The 15995-nt window shown below is 72.2% G+C and carries 16 protein-coding genes, 1 pseudogene and 1 riboswitch; of the genes and pseudogenes, 11 read left to right on the plus strand and 6 right to left on the minus strand.

Annotated features, from left to right (window positions below):
* Positions 1 to 70 precede the first annotated feature (70 nt).
* Complete coding sequence (locus L1857_RS32180) at positions 71 to 1024, minus strand: 4-hydroxy-3-methylbut-2-enyl diphosphate reductase (protein ID WP_094004714.1); 954 nt, start codon at positions 1022 to 1024, stop codon at positions 71 to 73.
* Positions 1025 to 1159: 135 nt separating this feature from the next.
* On the opposite strand from L1857_RS32180, the gene L1857_RS32185 reads away from it, so the two are divergent.
* From L1857_RS32185 to L1857_RS32210, 6 genes are all read left to right on the plus strand, one after another.
* Positions 1160 to 1786 (plus strand): lipid droplet-associated protein, encoded by a 627-nt coding sequence (locus tag L1857_RS32185; RefSeq protein WP_116115141.1) that lies wholly within the window; start codon positions 1160 to 1162, stop codon positions 1784 to 1786.
* Positions 1783 to 3021 (plus strand): exodeoxyribonuclease VII large subunit, encoded by a 1239-nt coding sequence (gene xseA / locus L1857_RS32190; protein WP_249467188.1) that lies wholly within the window; start codon positions 1783 to 1785, stop codon positions 3019 to 3021. Before L1857_RS32185 ends, xseA begins: the two co-directional genes overlap by 4 nt.
* Before the next feature lie 3 nt (positions 3022 to 3024).
* Complete coding sequence (locus tag L1857_RS32195) at positions 3025 to 3423, plus strand: hypothetical protein (protein WP_094004711.1); 399 nt, start codon at positions 3025 to 3027, stop codon at positions 3421 to 3423.
* Positions 3420 to 3635 (plus strand): exodeoxyribonuclease VII small subunit, encoded by a 216-nt coding sequence (locus L1857_RS32200; protein WP_094004710.1) that lies wholly within the window; start codon positions 3420 to 3422, stop codon positions 3633 to 3635. The genes L1857_RS32195 and L1857_RS32200 overlap by 4 nt, the downstream gene beginning before the upstream one ends.
* 85 nt (positions 3636 to 3720) lie before the next feature.
* Positions 3721 to 4791, plus strand: coding sequence for a class II fructose-bisphosphatase (gene glpX, locus L1857_RS32205; protein ID WP_094004709.1), 1071 nt, complete (start codon positions 3721 to 3723; stop codon positions 4789 to 4791).
* The gene (locus tag L1857_RS32210) at positions 4788 to 5648 is read left to right on the plus strand and encodes a S1 family peptidase (RefSeq protein WP_249467191.1); all 861 of its coding nucleotides are present in this window, start codon (positions 4788 to 4790) and stop codon (positions 5646 to 5648) included. The genes glpX and L1857_RS32210 overlap by 4 nt, the downstream gene beginning before the upstream one ends.
* A 2-nt stretch (positions 5649 to 5650) precedes the next feature.
* Here L1857_RS32210 and L1857_RS32215 read toward each other — a convergent pair whose 3' ends face one another.
* Positions 5651 to 6625 carry an NAD(P)/FAD-dependent oxidoreductase gene (locus L1857_RS32215; protein ID WP_162830607.1) on the minus strand — a complete coding sequence of 325 codons (975 nt, stop codon included), beginning with the start codon at positions 6623 to 6625 and terminating at the stop codon, positions 5651 to 5653.
* 104 nt (positions 6626 to 6729) lie between these two features.
* Here L1857_RS32215 and L1857_RS32220 point away from each other — a divergent pair, with 104 nt between their 5' ends.
* Positions 6730 to 8127 carry a class II fumarate hydratase gene (locus L1857_RS32220; RefSeq protein ID WP_116113579.1) on the plus strand — a complete coding sequence of 466 codons (1398 nt, stop codon included), beginning with the start codon at positions 6730 to 6732 and terminating at the stop codon, positions 8125 to 8127.
* Positions 8128 to 8169: 42 nt separating this feature from the next.
* Here L1857_RS32220 and L1857_RS32225 read toward each other — a convergent pair whose 3' ends face one another.
* Positions 8170 to 9189, minus strand: a complete 1020-nt coding sequence (locus tag L1857_RS32225) for an aldo/keto reductase (protein WP_116113576.1) — start codon at positions 9187 to 9189, stop codon at positions 8170 to 8172.
* Positions 9190 to 9317: 128 nt separating this feature from the next.
* On the opposite strand from L1857_RS32225, the gene L1857_RS32230 reads away from it, so the two are divergent.
* Positions 9318 to 10190, plus strand: coding sequence for a helix-turn-helix domain-containing protein (locus L1857_RS32230; protein ID WP_094004705.1), 873 nt, complete (start codon positions 9318 to 9320; stop codon positions 10188 to 10190).
* Here L1857_RS32230 and L1857_RS32235 read toward each other — a convergent pair.
* On the minus strand, positions 10157 to 10879 hold the full coding sequence (locus L1857_RS32235; RefSeq protein WP_094004704.1) for a zf-HC2 domain-containing protein: 723 nt from the start codon (positions 10877 to 10879) through the stop codon (positions 10157 to 10159). The genes L1857_RS32230 and L1857_RS32235 overlap by 34 nt on opposite strands.
* Before the next feature lie 108 nt (positions 10880 to 10987).
* Here L1857_RS32235 and L1857_RS32240 point away from each other — a divergent pair.
* Positions 10988 to 11541, plus strand: a pseudogene (locus tag L1857_RS32240) (sigma-70 family RNA polymerase sigma factor).
* On the opposite strand, the gene nicT reads toward L1857_RS32240, so the two are convergent.
* Positions 11530 to 12582 (minus strand): Nickel transporter NicT, encoded by a 1053-nt coding sequence (gene nicT, locus L1857_RS32245; protein WP_116113584.1) that lies wholly within the window; start codon positions 12580 to 12582, stop codon positions 11530 to 11532. The pseudogene L1857_RS32240 and the gene nicT overlap by 12 nt on opposite strands.
* Before the next feature lie 46 nt (positions 12583 to 12628).
* A riboswitch (cobalamin riboswitch) is annotated at positions 12629 to 12798 on the minus strand.
* A gap of 111 nt (positions 12799 to 12909) precedes the next feature.
* Positions 12910 to 13488 (minus strand): TetR/AcrR family transcriptional regulator, encoded by a 579-nt coding sequence (locus tag L1857_RS32250; protein ID WP_094004702.1) that lies wholly within the window; start codon positions 13486 to 13488, stop codon positions 12910 to 12912.
* Between the two features lie 67 nt (positions 13489 to 13555).
* Between L1857_RS32250 and L1857_RS32255 the strand changes: the two genes are divergently transcribed.
* Positions 13556 to 14482 carry a DMT family transporter gene (locus L1857_RS32255; protein ID WP_249467195.1) on the plus strand — a complete coding sequence of 309 codons (927 nt, stop codon included), beginning with the start codon at positions 13556 to 13558 and terminating at the stop codon, positions 14480 to 14482.
* A complete protein-coding gene (locus L1857_RS32260) occupies positions 14443 to 15954 on the plus strand; it encodes an ATP-dependent DNA ligase (RefSeq protein ID WP_116113567.1) in 1512 nt (503 codons plus the stop codon). The genes L1857_RS32255 and L1857_RS32260 overlap by 40 nt, the downstream gene beginning before the upstream one ends.
* Positions 15955 to 15995: the final 41 nt, after the last annotated feature.

The following is a 15995-nucleotide window of genomic DNA, read 5'->3' on the forward strand; positions in this document are numbered from 1 at the left end:
AGCTCACCCAAGCACCCAGCCACCACGCGAACCAGGCGGTCGCTGGGGCCTGCCGGAAGCGATCCGACGCTCAGACGCTGCGCAGCTCGCGCGGTAGGGCGAACGCGATCTTCTCGTTGGCGGTCGTCACTTCCTGCACCTCGCCCCAGCCGCGTTCGGACAGCCAGGTCAGCAGGTCCATCACCAGCACGTCCGGCACCGACGCACCACTCGTCACGCCGACCGTCGTCACGTCCTGCAGCCACGCCTCGTCGACCTCGTGAGCAAAATCGATCAGGTGCGCGTCCCGGGCGCCGGCCTGCTTGGCGACCTCCACCAGGCGCTGCGAGTTCGACGAGTTCTTCGACCCGACGACCAGCACCAGATCACACTCCGGCGCCATCGCCTTCACCGCCGTCTGCCGGTTGGACGTCGCGTAACAAATGTCGTCGCTGGGCGGGTCCGCCAGGTTCGGGAAGCGGTCCTTCAGCTGGTCGACGCGCTCCATCGTCTCGTCCACGCTCAACGTGGTCTGCGACAACCACACCACCTTCGACGGGTCCCGCACCTCGACCTTCGCCGCGTCCTCGGCCGTGTCGACCAGCTGGACGTGCGTCGGCGCCTCACCGGCGGTGCCCTCGACCTCCTCGTGGCCCTCGTGCCCGATCAGCAGGATGTCGTAGTCCTGACCGGCGAACCGGTTGACCTCCTTGTGCACCTTCGTCACCAGCGGGCACGTCGCGTCGATCGTGCGCAGGTTGCGCTCCTTCGCCTCCGCGCGCACGGCCGGCGACACCCCGTGCGCCGAGAACACGACCAGCTCGCCCTCGGGCACCTCGGACGTCTCCTCGACGAAGATGACCCCGCGCTCACGCAGCGACTCGACCACGTGCCGGTTGTGCACGATCTCCTTGCGCACGTACACCGGCGGCCCGTACAGCTCCAGGGCCTTCTCCACGGCGACCACGGCGCGGTCGACGCCGGCGCAGTAGCCACGCGGCTTGGCCAGCAACACACGCTTGACGGGCTCGGAGACAGCAGTCATAGCTCCAGGGTACGGGCCGCCCGGCACCCGCACCCCGCCCCCACCGGGCACCCACCACCCGATTCGTGTGCATCCCGTCACGTCGCCACGCCGCGCCGGTTGGGCTGAACCGCCAAGGTGCGGCACGCTGTACCCATGAAGCCACTCCCGCTTCCCCTCCGCGTCGCGGCGGGCCTGGCCGTGACCGCCGCCGAACGCGCCCGCGACCTGCCCAAAACCCTGCTCGGGCTGCCGGTCACGGTGATCTCCGGCGTGCTCCAGTTCTCCATGCGCATGCAGCAGCAGATCACCGAGCTGGCCATCCGCGGTGACGACGCCCTCGCCTCGCTGCGCCCCGTCGAGGACACCCCGAGCTGGGCCACCTTCGACGAGGACCTCCCCGCCGACCAGCCGGCCGGCCAGTCCGCCGAGTCCGGCCAGCCGCGCACCGACCTCAACGGCCACCGCGCGGACGCGGTGCTCACCGACGTCGGCGACAGCCCCTGGGAACAGGAGGAACGCGCCCTGGGCGAAGAGCACGCCGAAGGCGAGTTCGACAGCCCGGCCGGCACTGCCGACGGCCCCCTCGGTCTGGCCAACTACGACGAGCTCACCCTGCCGCAGCTGCGCGCCCGCCTGCGCCGCTTCTCCCTCGCGGAGCTCGAGGAGCTGCTGGAGTATGAGCGCGCCCACGCCAACCGGGCGCAGTTCGTCGGCATGCTGGCCCGCCGCATCACCAACGTGCAGCGCGCCAACGCCGCCGGGGACGCCGAGGCGGAGTGAGCGCCGAACCCACCACCGCGGAGAACCCGTGGCCGGTGCGCACGGTCGCGCGCAAGATCGCCGAGTGGATCAACCGGCTCGGCTCGGTCTGGGTCGAGGGCCAGGTCACCCAGATCAACGCCCGCCCCGGCACGCAGACCGCGTTCCTCACCCTGCGCGACCCGGCCGCCGACGTCTCCATGACCGTCACCTGCCCGACCGGCCTGCTGCGTGGCATCGAACCGCCGCTGCGGGACGGCGCGAGCGTGGTCGTCTACGCCAAACCGACGTTCTACCTGGGCCGCGGCACCATCTCGCTGCGCGCCACCGAGATCCGCGCCGTCGGCATCGGTGAGCTGCTCGCCCGCATCGAACGGCTGCGCCGCTTGCTCGCCGCCGAGGGCCTGTTCGCCAAGGAACGCAAGCGCCGCCTGCCGTTCCTGCCCAAGGGCATCGGCCTGATCACCGGCCGCGCGTCCGCCGCCGAACGGGACGTGCTGGTCAACGCGCACAACCGATGGCCCGCCGCGCCGTTCCAGGTGGTCAACACCGCGGTGCAGGGCGTGCAGGCGGTGCCGCAGATCGTCAAGGCGCTGCAGATGCTCGACGCCGACCCGTCGGTCGAGGTCATCGTCATCGCGCGCGGCGGCGGCAGCGTCGAGGACCTGCTGCCGTTCTCCGACGAGACCCTGTGCCGCGCGGTCGCCGCCGCCCGGACCCCGGTGGTCAGCGCGATCGGGCACGAACCGGACACCCCGCTGCTGGACCACGTCGCCGACGTGCGCTGCTCGACCCCGACCGACGCCGGCAAGCGCGTCGTGCCGGACGTGAAGGAGGAGGCCGAGCGCGTCCGGCAGATGCGCGACCGGGCCCGCCGCGCGCTGCACGGCTGGGTGGACACCCAGTGCCGCCTGCTCGACCAGCTGCGCAGCCGCCCGGTGCTGGCCGACCCGCTGGGCCCGATCAACCGCCGCGCCGACGAGATCGAGCTGCACCGGGAACGCGGCCGGCGCGCGGTGCTCAACCTGGTCTCGCACGAGCAGGCCGCCATCGCGGGCGCGCGGGGCAAGCTGACCGCGCTCGGACCGGCGGCGACGCTCGAACGCGGGTACGCGGTCGTGCAATACCGCGACGACGCAGGCAACCTCCAGGTGCTCCGGCACATCTCTGAAGTAGCGGAGGGAACTCCGCTGCGCGTGCGCATCGTCGACGGAGCCGTGCACGCGGTCGCGCGATCCACCGAACCAGGAGAGTAGGAAGTGCTGCGTTCCGCTCGAGCGACGTTCCTCCCGCTCACCACCGACGCCGCGGCGCGGGCCGGCGCACAGGCCGTCCTCGACCGGGCCGGCGCCGCCGAGGCCGCGGCCGGCGCCTGCTGGGCGTCGCTGCTGGCCGGGTGCGCCGTGCCCGGCCGCTGGGACCTGGACACCCGCCTGCGGCAGCTGTCGGAAGCGACCTCGGCGTACGTCGGTGTGCGGTGGTGGTTCAACGAGGGCGCGCCGCACCGCAGGCGGGTCGCGCAGGCGCAGGGGTCCATCGAGCTGGCGATCACCGAGGGTGACGGCCAGGAGTTCGCCACCGCCTTCGCCGGTTACGACCACGCGATGGCGAGCGCGGTAGTGTGCGCTCGTCGACCCGCGAGGAGCACAACCCGGTGACCGAAGAACTCGGCTATGAACAGGCCCGCGACCAGCTCATCGAGGTCGTCCGCGAGCTGGAGGCGGGCGGCCTGTCCCTGGAACAGTCGCTCGCGCTGTGGGAGAAGGGCGAGCACCTCGCCAAGCTGTGCGAGCGTCACCTGGACGGGGCCCGCGAGCGCATCGAGGACGCGCTGAAGTCCGTCGAGGACGCAAACAGCGACGAAGGGTGACATTCGCCATCACGACGCTGCCCTGCGAGCCCGCGCGAGTCTGAGAGAATCGTTACCCGCGCCAGCACGACCCTGGAGGGCAGCAATGACCAGCGGCACCCCGTCCCCGAGCACGACGAGACGCAAGGAAGCGCCGGATCGCAACCTCGCGATGGAGCTGGTGCGCGTCACCGAGGCCGCCGCGATGGCGGCCGGCCGCTGGGTCGGCAAGGGCGACAAGAACGCCGGCGACGGTGCGGCCGTCGACGCGATGCGGCAGCTGATCTCGACCGTGTCGATGCGCGGTGTCGTCGTCATCGGCGAGGGCGAGAAGGACGAAGCCCCGATGCTCTACAACGGCGAAGAGGTGGGCAACGGGGACGGCCCGGCCTGCGACGTCGCGGTGGACCCGATCGACGGCACGACCCTGATGTCGAAGGGCATGCCGAACGCGCTGGCGGTCCTCGCGGTCGCCGAGCGCGGCGCGATGTTCGACCCGTCGGCGGTCTTCTACATGGAGAAGCTGGCCGTGGGCCCGGAGGCCGCGGGTGTGGTGGACCTGTCCGCGCCGATCGCGGAGAACATCCGCCGGGTCGCGAAGGCCAAGCACACCGAGGTCTCGGACGTGACGGTCTGCATCCTGGACCGGCCGCGGCACGAGAAGCTGGTCAAGGAGGTCCGCGAGGCGGGCGCCCGGATCCGGTTCATCTCCGACGGTGACGTGGCGGGCGCGATCGCCGCGGCCCGCCCGACCACCGGTGTCGACATGCTGCTCGGCATCGGCGGCACGCCGGAGGGCATCATCACCGCCTGCGCGATGAAGTGCCTGGGCGGCGAGCTGCAGGGCCGGTTGTGGCCGAAGGACGACGCCGAGCGCGAGAAGGCCATCGGCGCCGGGCACGACCTCGACCGGGTGCTCACCACCGACGACCTGGTGCGCGGCGACAACGTGTTCTTCTGCGCGACCGGCGTGACCGACGGTGACCTGCTGCGTGGCGTGCACTACCGCTCCGGCGGCGCGACGACCCAGTCGATCGTGATGCGGTCCAAGTCCGGCACGGTGCGGCTGATCGACGGCTACCACCGCCTGACCAAGCTCCGCGCGTACTCCTCCGTCGACTTCGACGGCGTCCTGACCGAGGCCCCCGACGACGACGTGGTGCCACCGCTGCCGTGAAACGTCTCCTGCTGATGGCCGCCGCCTGCCTGCTCGCCCTCGGTGGGGTCGCGGGCTCGGCGGCGGCCCGGCCGGACCTGGTCGGCGGGGTGTCCGCCGACCAGCCCTACTCGTTCGTCGCGTCGCTGCAGACGACCGCGGGCCGGCACTTCTGCGGCGCGTCGCTGATCGCGCCGCAGTGGCTGCTGACCGCGGCGCACTGCGTCCAGGACCAGCCCGCGAACACCTTCACCGCCCGGATCGGCAGCAACGACCGGACGCAGGGCGGTGAGGTCGCGCAGCCGGACCGGGTGATCACGCACCCGAGCTTCAACCCGTACGGGCCGGGCGGCGACATCGCCCTGGTCCACCTGGCGAGCCCGGTGCAGGCCACGCCGGTCGGGCTCGGCACCTCGACGTCGGTCGGCACGTCGGTGCGGCTGCTGGGCTGGGGCCAGCTGTGCCCGACACCGGGTTGCGGCTCCGCGCCCGTCGACCTGCAGCAACTGGACACGACCCTGGTCGACGCGGCCCGCTGCGCCGCCATCGACCCGCTCACCGAGCTGTGCACCGACTCGCCCGGTGGCAAGGCGGGCGCCTGCTACGGCGACTCGGGCGGGCCGGAGCTGGTCCGCGCCGGTGACCGGTGGCTGCTGCTGGGCCTGACCAGCCGCTCCGGCAACAACGATCCGGCGTGCACGACGGCGCCGTCGATCTACACCTCGGCCGTGGCCCACGCGAAGTGGATCACCGAGCAGACCGCGCCACCACCGCCGCCCACCCCGGCACCGGCGCCCACCCCGGCGCCGACCCCCACGCCGACGCCCACGCCGGCACCCACACCGAGCCCGACGCCGACGCCACCGCCGCCCGCCTGACCTCACAGATTGCTGGAGTGCCCGGGGAACAGGTGCGCCTCGGGGTCCAGGGTGACGGCGATGTTGTTGATCGCGGTCGCGGCCTCGCCGAACCCGGTCGCGATGAGCTTCACCTTGCCCGGGTACGCGGCGACGTCCCCGGCCGCGAACACCCGCTCCACGCCGGTCGCCATCGTCGAGTCGACCCGGATGGCGCGCTGGTGGATGTCCAGTCCCCAGTTCTCGATCGGCCCGAGGTCGGCGGTGAACCCGAGCGCGGCCACCACCGCCTGGGCCGGCAGCCGGATCGGCTCCTCGTCCTTGACCCGCACCTCGACCTCGGCGAGCGCGCCGTCCGGCCCCTCCCGCAGGGCCGTGACCTCGGCGTCGGTGATGATCCGCACCCCCAGCTCACGGGCCTGCGTGACGATCGACTCGGCGGCGCGGAACTTGGCCCGCCGGTGCACCAGCGTCACGCTGGCGGCCAGCGGGTGCAGCGCCAGCACCCAGTCGAACGCCGAGTCCCCGCCGCCGACGACCACGACGTCCTGCCCCGCGTGCGCGTCCAGCGAGGGCACGAAGTGGACCATGCCGCGGCCGAGCCAGCCGTCCCCGGCGGGCAGCGGGCGCGGGGTGAACTCGCCGATCCCGGCGGTGATCAGCACCGCGCGGGCGTGCACGACCTCACCGCCGTCGAGCACCACGTCCAGCCCGTCGTTCCCGCGGCGCAGCTCCTCGGCCTTGCGCCCGAGCAGGTAGTGCGGCTGCCACGGCGCAGCCTGCTCGACCAGCCCCTTGACCAGGTCCCGGCCGCGCACCGCGGGGAACCCGCCGACGTCGTAGATCAGCTTCTCCGGGTACATCGCGGTGACCTGACCGCCGGCTTCGGGCAGCGAGTCGACGACCGCCATCGACAGCCCGCGGAACCCGGCGTAGTACGCGGCGAACAGACCGGTCGGGCCCGCCCCCACGATCAGCACGTCCACTGACAGATCCATGGATCGACCGCCCTTTCGCCGTGATCCACCTCACCTCCGATCTAACCATTCCGGGTGCGCAAACACACGGAGCGAGCGCCCGGCGGACGGGCCAGACTCGGGTTATGGCTGAACAGGAATACCGGATCGAACACGACACGATGGGCGAGGTGAAGGTGCCCGTCGACGCGCTGTACCGGGCCCAGACCCAGCGCGCCGTCGAGAACTTCCCGATCTCCGGCCGGGGCCTCGAGCGCGCCCAGATCCGTGCGCTCGGCCTGCTCAAGGCCGCCGCGGCGCGGGTCAACGCCCGGTTCGGCGTGCTGGAGGGCGACCTGGCGAACGCGATCGCCGCGGCCGCCGACGAGGTGGCCGAGGGCAGGCACGACGCGCACTTCCCCATCGACGTCTTCCAGACCGGGTCCGGCACGTCGTCGAACATGAACGCCAACGAGGTCATCGCGACACTGGCGAGCCGGGCCCTGGGCGGTGACGTGCACCCGAACGACCACGTCAACGCCTCGCAGTCGTCGAACGACACGTTCCCGACGACGATCCACATCGCCGCCACCGAGGCCGTGCTGACCGACGTGATCCCGGCGTTGCAGCACCTCGCCGAGACCATCGAGGGCCGCGCGCAGGAATGGCAGGACATCGTCAAGTCCGGCCGCACGCACCTGATGGACGCCGTGCCGATCACGCTGGGCCAGGAGGCCGGGGCGTGGGCGGCGCAGGTCCGCTTCGGCATCGAGCGGCTGGAGTCCGGGCTGGGACGACTGGGTGAGCTGCCGATCGGCGGCACCGCGGTCGGGTCCGGCCTGAACGCGCCGGACGGCTTCGGCGCGGCGGTGGCCGAGGAGCTGGCGAAGGTCACCGGGCTGCCGCTGACCGAGGCCCGCAACCACTTCGAGGCGCAGGCCAGCCAGGACAGCGTGGTCGAGACCTCCGGCCACCTGCGCACGGTCGCGGTGTCGCTGGCCAAGATCGCCAACGACCTGCGGTGGCTGGGCTCGGGCCCGCGCACCGGGCTGGCCGAGCTCCAGCTGCCGGACCTGCAGCCGGGGTCGTCGATCATGCCGGGCAAGGTCAACCCGGTCATCCCGGAGGCGACGCTGCAGGTGGTCGCGCAGGTGATCGGCAACGACGCGGCGGTGGCCTACGCCGGTTCCCAGGGGAACTTCCAGCTCAACGTGAACCTGCCGGTCATCGCGCGCAACGTGCTGGAATCGGCGCGGCTGCTGGCCGCGGTGTCGCGCCTGCTGGCCGACAAGGTGATCGCCGGGATCACGGTCAACGAAGAGCGCACCAAGGCCTACGCCGAAGGCAGCCCGTCGATCGTGACGCCGCTCAACAAGTACATCGGTTACGAGGAGGCGGCCGCGGTCGCGAAGCAGGCGCTCAAGGAGCTGAAGACGATCCGCGAGGTCGTCATCGAGCGCGGCTACCTCGAGCAGGGCAAGCTCACCGAGGCCCAGCTCGACGAGGCCCTCGACGTGCTCCGGATGGCGCGCGGCGGCAAGTGAGCGGTGGCGGCCACCCGGGCGCCGGGTGGCCGCCACGGCCGGTCAGCGGCGGCGCAGGGACTTGTCCGCGAGCGCGGGCGGGGTGTAGTCGGGGTCGACCGCGTTGAGGTCGACGCCCGGCGGGACGATCTCGTCGATCCGGTCCAGCACGTCGTCGTCCAGCACCAGGTCCGCGCCGGCCAGCAGGTCGGCGAGCTGCTCCGGCGTGCGCGGGCCGATGATCGCCGAGGTGACCGCCGGGTGCGAGCGCACGAACGCGAGCGCCAGGTGCGTCAGCGGGCGGCCCAGGTCGGCGGCGACCTTCTTCAGCTCGTTGGTCGCCGCCAGCTTCGCCGCGTTGCCGGGCAGGGCCGGGTCGAACTTGTGGTTCTGCAACGCCACCCGGCCGGCCTGCAGGTCCACATCGGACGCCGTCGAGTACCGCCCGGACAGCCAGCCCGACGACAGCGGGCCCCAGGTCAGCACGCCCATGCCGTAGCGCTGCGCGGTCGGCAGGACGTGCCCCTCGATGCCCCGGTTGAGGATCGAGTACGGCGGCTGCTCGGTGCGGAACCGCACGTGCCCGCGCCGCTCGGCCACCCACTGCGCCTCGACGATCTGCTCGGCCGGGAAGACCGACGAGCCGATCGCGCGCACCTTGCCGGCCCGCACGAAGTCCGACAGCGCGGACAGGGTCTCGTCGATGTCGGTGGTGTGGTCGGGGCGGTGCACCTGGTAGAGGTCGACGTGGTCGACGCCCAGCCGCCGCAGGCTGGCGTCCAGCGCCTTGGTCAGCCAGCGCCGCGAGTTGCTGCCGGAGCCGCCGAGGCCGTAGAAGTGCCCCTTGGTCGCCAGCACGACGTCGTCGCGGCGCCCCTTGAGCGCCTTGCCGACGATCACCTCGCTCTCGCCGTCGGAGTAGATGTCGGCGGTGTCGACGAAGTTGATGCCCGCGTCGAGCGCGGTGTGGATCATCCGGACCGATTCGTCGTGGTCGCGGTTGCCCCACGCGCCGAACATCATCGCGCCCAGCGTGTACTCGCTGACCTCGATGCCGGTGCCGCCGAGAATCCGTCGTCGCATTTCGAGTTCCTCCCTCGTGGTGCCTGTGCCGACCACGTTCCCGCCGGTGGGAGGTCCGGACCAGGCAACGCTCGACCTGGGTCTGGCAGTACCAGGCAACGCGGTCGCCGCATCCGGATACTGGAGGCATGGACGGAGCTGAACTGGGGGCGTTCCTCAAGGCGCGCCGCGCGGCGCTGGACCCGCGCGACCTCGGCCTGCCGCAGGGTGTGACGCGGCGGCGCGTCGCCGGGCTGCGCCGGGAGGAACTGGCGCAGCTGGCCGGGATCAGCGTCGACTACCTGACCCGTCTGGAGCAGGGCCGCGCGCGGAACGTGTCGGAGGAGGTGCTCGATTCGCTCGCCCGGGCGTTGCGGCTCAACCCGGACGAGTGCACCTACCTGCACAACCTCGCGACGCAGCGGCGCAAGCGGAACGGACGATGCCCGGTGCAGCAGGTGCGCCCGGCCCTGCAGCAACTGCTGGACGCCATGTCGGTGCCCGCCTTCGTCTTCGGCCGCTACCTCGACGTGCTGGCCTGGAACCCGCTGGGCGGCGCGATCGCGTTCGACTTCGGGTCGTTGCCGCCGGAGGACCGCAACCTGCCGAAGCTGTTCTTCCTCAACGAGGCCGAAGCTCGCACCCTGCACCCCGAGTTCGACCAGGTCTGCGAGGAGGTGGTGGCGAACCTGCGGGCCGAGGCGGGCCGGTGCCCGGACGATCCCCGGCTGGCCCAGCTGATCGGTGAGCTGTCGCTGCGCAGCGACCCGTTCCGCCGCCTGTGGGCGAGCCACCACGTGCGGGACAAGGCCCACGGCCACAAGCGCATCCACAACCCGCTGGTCGGGGAACTGCACCTGCGGTACGAGACGCTGCGCCTGCCCGACGAACCGGACCAGGCGATCGTGACCTACACGGCGGAGCCCGGCTCGGAGTCGGAGCGGGCGCTGGGCCTGCTGGCCAGCTGGGTCGCCACGGACGACATCGATCAGGCGACGTTGCGCCGCGCCGCCGGCGGCTGATACTCGCGCGACCGGTCGGCGGGCTCGGCGAGTTCCCGGCCGGTTTCGTCGAGGCTGGTCCGGTCCACCGGCTCGGCGCCCGCCCGGTTGCCGGGCCACGGCCACCGGCCCTCGCGCCGCGCGACCAGCACCGCGCAGACCACGCCGAACAGCAGCGGCAGGTGGCTGGCCAGCCGTTCCCAGCCGACCCGGCCGCCGAGCACGTCGAACAGGGACAACCCGGCCAGCACGGCGGCGAAGCTGAGCAGGACCGGCAGCTGGCTGCGCGCCTGGCGCGGCTTGGCGGCCGCCCACAGCAGGGCGATCGCGATGGCGAAGTTGAACGCCGCGGCCTCGTGCTCGACGTGCGAACCGGGCTGGACGACCATCCCGTCGCCCATCCGCTGCGGCACGAACAGCAGCGACACCACAATGGACAGCTGGGCGACCGCGGTGATCACCAGCGCCCACCGCGGCCAGTCGTGCCGGGCCGGCCGGGCGGGCGCGTGGTCGAGCACGCGCCCGGCCACGTCCGGCGACGCCGCGGCCGGTTCCAGGCGCACCAGCCGCGTCACCGCCGCCGCCTCGTCCTGCCAGGCCAGGCAGGCCGCGCAGCGCGTCACGTGCTCGTCCAGCGCAGCCGGATCCACCCCCGGGTCCTCACCGTCGAGGGTGGCCGAGATCGCCTCGCGCGCGGTCGCACAGTCCATGTCTGCCAGGTCGTCCTATCCCGCGGGATAGTTCCCGCACCCCTTCGACCGCGGGGACCGGTTGGCCATAAGGTCATCGGCCAGGGCCTGCACTGGGAGGAACGCGCAATGGACGACGACGAGATCACCCGGCACGCCTTCCTGGCGGCACGCGGGATCGGGCGGCCGCCGAGCGTTTCGTGTCCGCGACCCAGCGCCAGCTGCACCGGCTGCTGACCTACCTGTCCGACCCCGGTGTGGCCGAGGACCTGGTGCAGGAGACCTATCTGCGGGCCTTCGCCGCGCTGCCGTCGTTCGCCGGCCGCTCGCCCGCCCGGATGTGGCTGCTGTCCATCGCCAAGCGCGTCGCGGCCGACCACCTGCGCACGACCCGCCGCCGCCCGCGGACCAGCCAGGTCGAGGACTGGGTGGCGACCGCCGAGCAGAGCGGGGCCCGGACGCCCGACCACGGCCGGCTCGTCGTGCTGCGCGAGCTGATCGCCGAGCTGGAGCCCGAGCGCCGGGAGGCGTTCGTGCTCACGCAGGTGATCGGGCTGTCCTACGCGGACGCGGCGGAGGTGTGCGACTGCGCGGTCGGCACCATCCGGTCCCGCGTGTTCCGCGCCCGCGAGGACCTGACCAGCGCACTCAACTCGAACGGGCGAGCGGCGTCACTCGGCTGAGCTCCAGCGGTGCTCGACGCGGGCGAGCCGCCAGTAGGCGATGGCGGCCACCCACACGACGACGAACAACCCGACGACGATGTAGCCGACGTTGTCCAGCTCGATGTCGGCGATCCAGTCGATCAGCGCGCCGGACCAGCCCAGGTCGTCCCTGGCCACGCCGACCAGTTCGATCGTGCCGATGACCAGCGCCACCGCGACGGACAGGCCGGTGATCGTGAGGTTGTAGTAGATCTTGCGGACCGGGTTGGCGAAGGCCCAGTCGTAGGCGAAGTTCATGAACGTGCCGTCGAGCGTGTCGAACAGGCTCATCCCGGCCGCGAACAGCAGCGGCAGGCACAGGATCGCGTACCAGGGCAGGCCGGCCGCGGCGCCGGACCCGGCGAGCGCCAGCAGGAGCACCTCGGTGGCGGTGTCGAACCCGACGCCGAACAGCAGCCCGACCAGGTACATCTGGCCGGGGCGGCGGATCGAGCGGGTGAGCCGGCCGAGGAAGCGGTTGACGAACCCGCGCGAGTCGAGCCGGGCCTCCAGCTCGGCCTCGTCGAAGCGGCCGCGACGCAGCTCGCGCCACACCTTCCAGATCCCGATCAGCGCGACCAGGTTGAGGATGCCGATCAGGTACAGGAACCCGCCGGACGCGCCGGTGGAGATGAGGCCGAGCACCCGGTGCGCGGACGAGCCGTCCTCGGTCCAGCTCAGGATGCCCTTCGCGCCGATCGCGACGAGCACCGCCAGCACGACGACCACGGTGGAATGCCCGAGGGCGAACCAGAACCCGACGGAGAGCGGGCGTTGGCCCTCGGCCATCAGCTTGCGGGTGGTGTTGTCGATCGCGGCGATGTGGTCGGCGTCGAACGCGTGCCGCATGCCGAGCGTGTAGGCCGTGAGCCCCAGCCCGAAGCCGAACACCTGCGTGCCGACGGCGTAGTGCCCGGGCACCACGAGCAACGCGAGGATCCCGAAGGCGACCGCGTGCAACACGACGATCGCCAGCAGCAACAGGCCCGTGCGGTAGGTGTCCTGCCTGCGCCAGGACAGGGTGGGTGAAGTCCCCATGGAGACCGCCTTCCAGCACCTCGTGGATGGTCCAATCGGTGCCGTGGCCGGTCTCCTGGCTTCGGATCGACATCCGCGGCCCGCCTTCCCGGACTCGCGTCCAGTGGCTGTCCCGGGCCGGGACTTCCCGTTCACAGTGGCGAGGGCCGCGCCGGTTTCACACCGGACTTCCCGAGCACCACGGCCCGCCCACGGTACGGTTCGGCCGCGCGGCGGAGCAAGAGCCATCCCAGTGACCGGGGCCCTACCGCTGGGGACGGGGAATGTGCTGGGTGTCGGCGGCCCTGCCCGGCTCTCCGGGCTGTCCGCTCAGCTCCCGGTCGCCTCCTCGATCAGCGACTTCGCGACCCGCTTCGCCGTCGCCACGGCCGTCGGCGTCACGTCGAGCGACGCGGCCACCGTCGCCCCCTCGACGAGGATCAGCAACGCCTCCGCCAGCCGCGCGGGGTTGCGCACCCCCGCCTCCGCCGCGATGTCCCGCAGGTAGCCCAGCAACCACCGTTTCGACGCCGCGATCACCTGGCGCCCCGGGTGGTCCGCCTCCGGCAGCTCGGCGTGCGCGTTGACGAACGCGCAGCCCCGCGTGTTCTCGGTCGCGAGCCAGTCCGCGAGCGCGTCGAACACCGCCAGCAGCCGGCGAGCAGGCGTCGACCGGCGGCCGGCGAACGAGTGGACCCGCTCGCGCCACCGCACGTCCCGGCGCCACAGGTAGAGCGCGACCAGCTCGGCCTTCGAACCGAACCGGTCGTACAGGGTCTTCTTGGTCACCCCGGCCTCGGCGGCGATCGTGTCCACGCCCACCGCGTGGATCCCGTTGTCGTAGAACAGCTTCCCGGCGACCGTGAGGATCCGTTCGGCGGCCGGGGTCAGCGGCTTGTCCGTCTCCACGACTTGACAGTACACCGACCGGTATAGCTACGGTAGCTATACCGACCTGTATACCGAAGGAGGCCGCATGCGGGGGAACGTCGTCGCCGGAACCGGTTTCGTCCTGTTCTGGAGCTCCGGTTTCGTGGGCGCGACGCTGGGCGCCCACTCCGGCGGCGCGGTGGCGCTCCTGGCCTGGCGGTTCCTCGCCGCGGGCCTGCTGCTGGGCGCGTGGTGGATCATCCGCCGCCGCTCGATGCGGCCCCGCGACGCCGCGATCCAGGCCGGTCTCGGCGTGCTCTCCCAGGGCGCCTACCTGTACGGCGTGTACGCGGCGGCGGATCTCGGCGTGGCGGCCGGGACGTCGGCGCTGATCGCCGCGCTGCAACCGATCGTGGCGGTGGTACTCAGCCAGTTCGTGCTGGGCGAACGCGCCGGGGCGCTGCGGTGGGCCGGGCTGGTCGTCGGGCTGGCCGGGGTGGCGCTGGTGGTGAGCGACGACCTGTCCGGCCGCCCGGGCACCCCGCCGCTGGCCTACGCGCTGCCGTTCCTGTCGATGCTCGCCCTGGTCGCCGCCACCCTGATCGAACGCAAGACGGCGTCCGCCGTGCCGCTCTGGGACGGCCTCGTGGTGCAGTGCGTGACCAGCGCGGTCCTGTTCACCGGCATCGCGGCGCTCACCGGAGACCTGACTCCGCCGGCGGATCCGGACTTCTGGGTCGCGGTCGGGTGGGTCATCGTGTTCTCCACGTTCGGGGGATACGGCTGCTACTGGCTGGTCCTGCGTCGTAGCTCGGTGACGACGGTGTCGAGCCTGCTGTACCTCACACCACCTACGACGATGGTGCTCGCCTGGCTCATGTTCGGCGATTCGATCACCCTGCGTGGTCTGCTCGGGCTCGTCGTCTGCCTGGGCGCGGTCGCCGTGGTCCTGCGTCCCCGGAAATTGTCGGTGGGTGGAGAGATGATGTCCGCATGCTCCTCGCCGACGTCGTCACAGCCTCCGCCTCGCTAGCGGCCACCCGCTCGCGCAAGGCGAAGGTCGCGACGCTGGCGGACCTGCTCAACCGCGCGGACGAGCGGGAACTGCCCGCCGTCGTGGCTTTCCTGACCGGCCGGCCCACCCAGGGCCGGATCGGCACGGGCTGGCGCACGCTGGCCGAGCTGGGCGCGAGCCCGGCCGACGAACCGAATCTGACAGTGGCCGAGGTCGACGCCGCCCTCGGCGAAGTGGGTGCCGCTTCGGGCAGCGGGTCGGCCAGGCGCCGGTCCGGCCTGCTGACCGGGCTGTTCACCCGGGCCACCGAAGCCGAACAGCAGTTCCTCTTCCGCCTGCTCACCGGCGAGCTGCGGCAGGGAGCGCTGGAAGGCGTGATGCTCGACGCGATCGCGGCGGCGGCGAACGTGCCCGCCGAAGCGGTCCGGCGCGCGTTCATGCTGTCCGGGCGGCTGCCGGTCACCGCGCTGGCCGCGGTCACCGGCGGCGAGGCCGCGCTCGGCGGCTTCGGACTCGAGCTGGGACGTCCGCTGCGGCCGATGCTGGCGTCCCCGGCGGAATCGCTCGACGAGGCGGTGCGCGAGCACCCGTCCGCCATCGTCGAGTACAAAATGGACGGAGCGCGGATACAGGTGCACCGCGACGGCGACGAGGTGCACGTCTACACGCGAACGCTGCGCGAGATCACCCAGCACGTGGGCGAGCTGGTGTTTCTGGTGCGAGCACTGCCCTGCCGGTCGGTGGTGCTCGACGGCGAGACGCTCGCGCTGACCGACGACGGCAGGCCACGGCCGTTCCAGGAGACGATGAGCCGGTTCGGCAGCACGCGCGAGGAGCAGGTGCGCGCGTTGCTGCTGCGACCGTACTTCTTCGACTGCTTGCACCTGGACGGCACGGACCTGCTGGACAAGCCGTTGCGGGAGCGCAACGAGGCGCTGCGCCGGGCGGCCGGCGAGCACCTCATCCCGGGGCGGAGCGAACCGCCGGATCCGAGCGCGATCCTCGCGGCGGCCCTCGACGCCGGGCACGAGGGCGTCATGGTGAAAGCGCTCGACTCGCCGTACGCGGCGGGGCGGCGGGGGCGGGCGTGGCTGAAGGTGAAGCCGGTGCACACGCTCGACCTCGTCGTCCTCGCCGCGGAGTGGGGCCACGGCCGCCGCACGGGGTACCTGTCGAACCTGCACCTCGGCGCACGCGACCCGGACGGCGGCCCGCCGATCATGGTGGGCAAGACGTTCAAGGGGCTCACCGACGAGTTGCTCGCGTGGCAGACCAAGACGTTCCAGGAAATCGAGACGCACCGGGACAAGTGGACGGTCCACGTCCGGCCGGAACTGGTGGTCGAGATCGAACTGGACGGCGCCCAGGTCAGCACCCGCTACCCGGGCGGTGTGGCACTGCGTTTCGCGCGCGTGGTGCGCTACCGCCCGGACAAGGACCCAGCCGACGCGGACACCATCGACGCCGTCCGCGCCACCCTCCGGAGGTGACGCCAGGAATCACGCCGCGACCACGAGCAGCCCCGGCCCAG

The organism is Amycolatopsis thermalba, from assembly GCF_023376025.1.
Classification (GTDB): domain Bacteria; phylum Actinomycetota; class Actinomycetes; order Mycobacteriales; family Pseudonocardiaceae; genus Amycolatopsis_E; species Amycolatopsis_E thermalba.

Excerpts from the sequence above, each read along its gene's own strand:
- L1857_RS32180 (WP_094004714.1), bottom strand. The coding sequence starts at position 1,024 with ATGACTGCTGTCTCCGAGCCCGTCAAGCGTGTGTTGCTGGCCAAGCCG.
- L1857_RS32185 (WP_116115141.1), top strand. The coding sequence starts at position 1,160 with ATGAAGCCACTCCCGCTTCCCCTCCGCGTCGCGGCGGGCCTGGCCGTG.
- glpX (WP_094004709.1), top strand. The coding sequence starts at position 3,721 with ATGACCAGCGGCACCCCGTCCCCGAGCACGACGAGACGCAAGGAAGCG.
- L1857_RS32215 (WP_162830607.1), bottom strand. The coding sequence starts at position 6,625 with ATGGATCTGTCAGTGGACGTGCTGATCGTGGGGGCGGGCCCGACCGGT.
- L1857_RS32220 (WP_116113579.1), top strand. The coding sequence starts at position 6,730 with ATGGCTGAACAGGAATACCGGATCGAACACGACACGATGGGCGAGGTG.
- L1857_RS32225 (WP_116113576.1), bottom strand. The coding sequence starts at position 9,189 with ATGCGACGACGGATTCTCGGCGGCACCGGCATCGAGGTCAGCGAGTAC.
- L1857_RS32230 (WP_094004705.1), top strand. The coding sequence starts at position 9,318 with ATGGACGGAGCTGAACTGGGGGCGTTCCTCAAGGCGCGCCGCGCGGCG.
- L1857_RS32235 (WP_094004704.1), bottom strand. The coding sequence starts at position 10,879 with ATGGACTGTGCGACCGCGCGCGAGGCGATCTCGGCCACCCTCGACGGT.
- L1857_RS32255 (WP_249467195.1), top strand. The coding sequence starts at position 13,556 with ATGCGGGGGAACGTCGTCGCCGGAACCGGTTTCGTCCTGTTCTGGAGC.
- L1857_RS32260 (WP_116113567.1), top strand. The coding sequence starts at position 14,443 with ATGCTCCTCGCCGACGTCGTCACAGCCTCCGCCTCGCTAGCGGCCACC.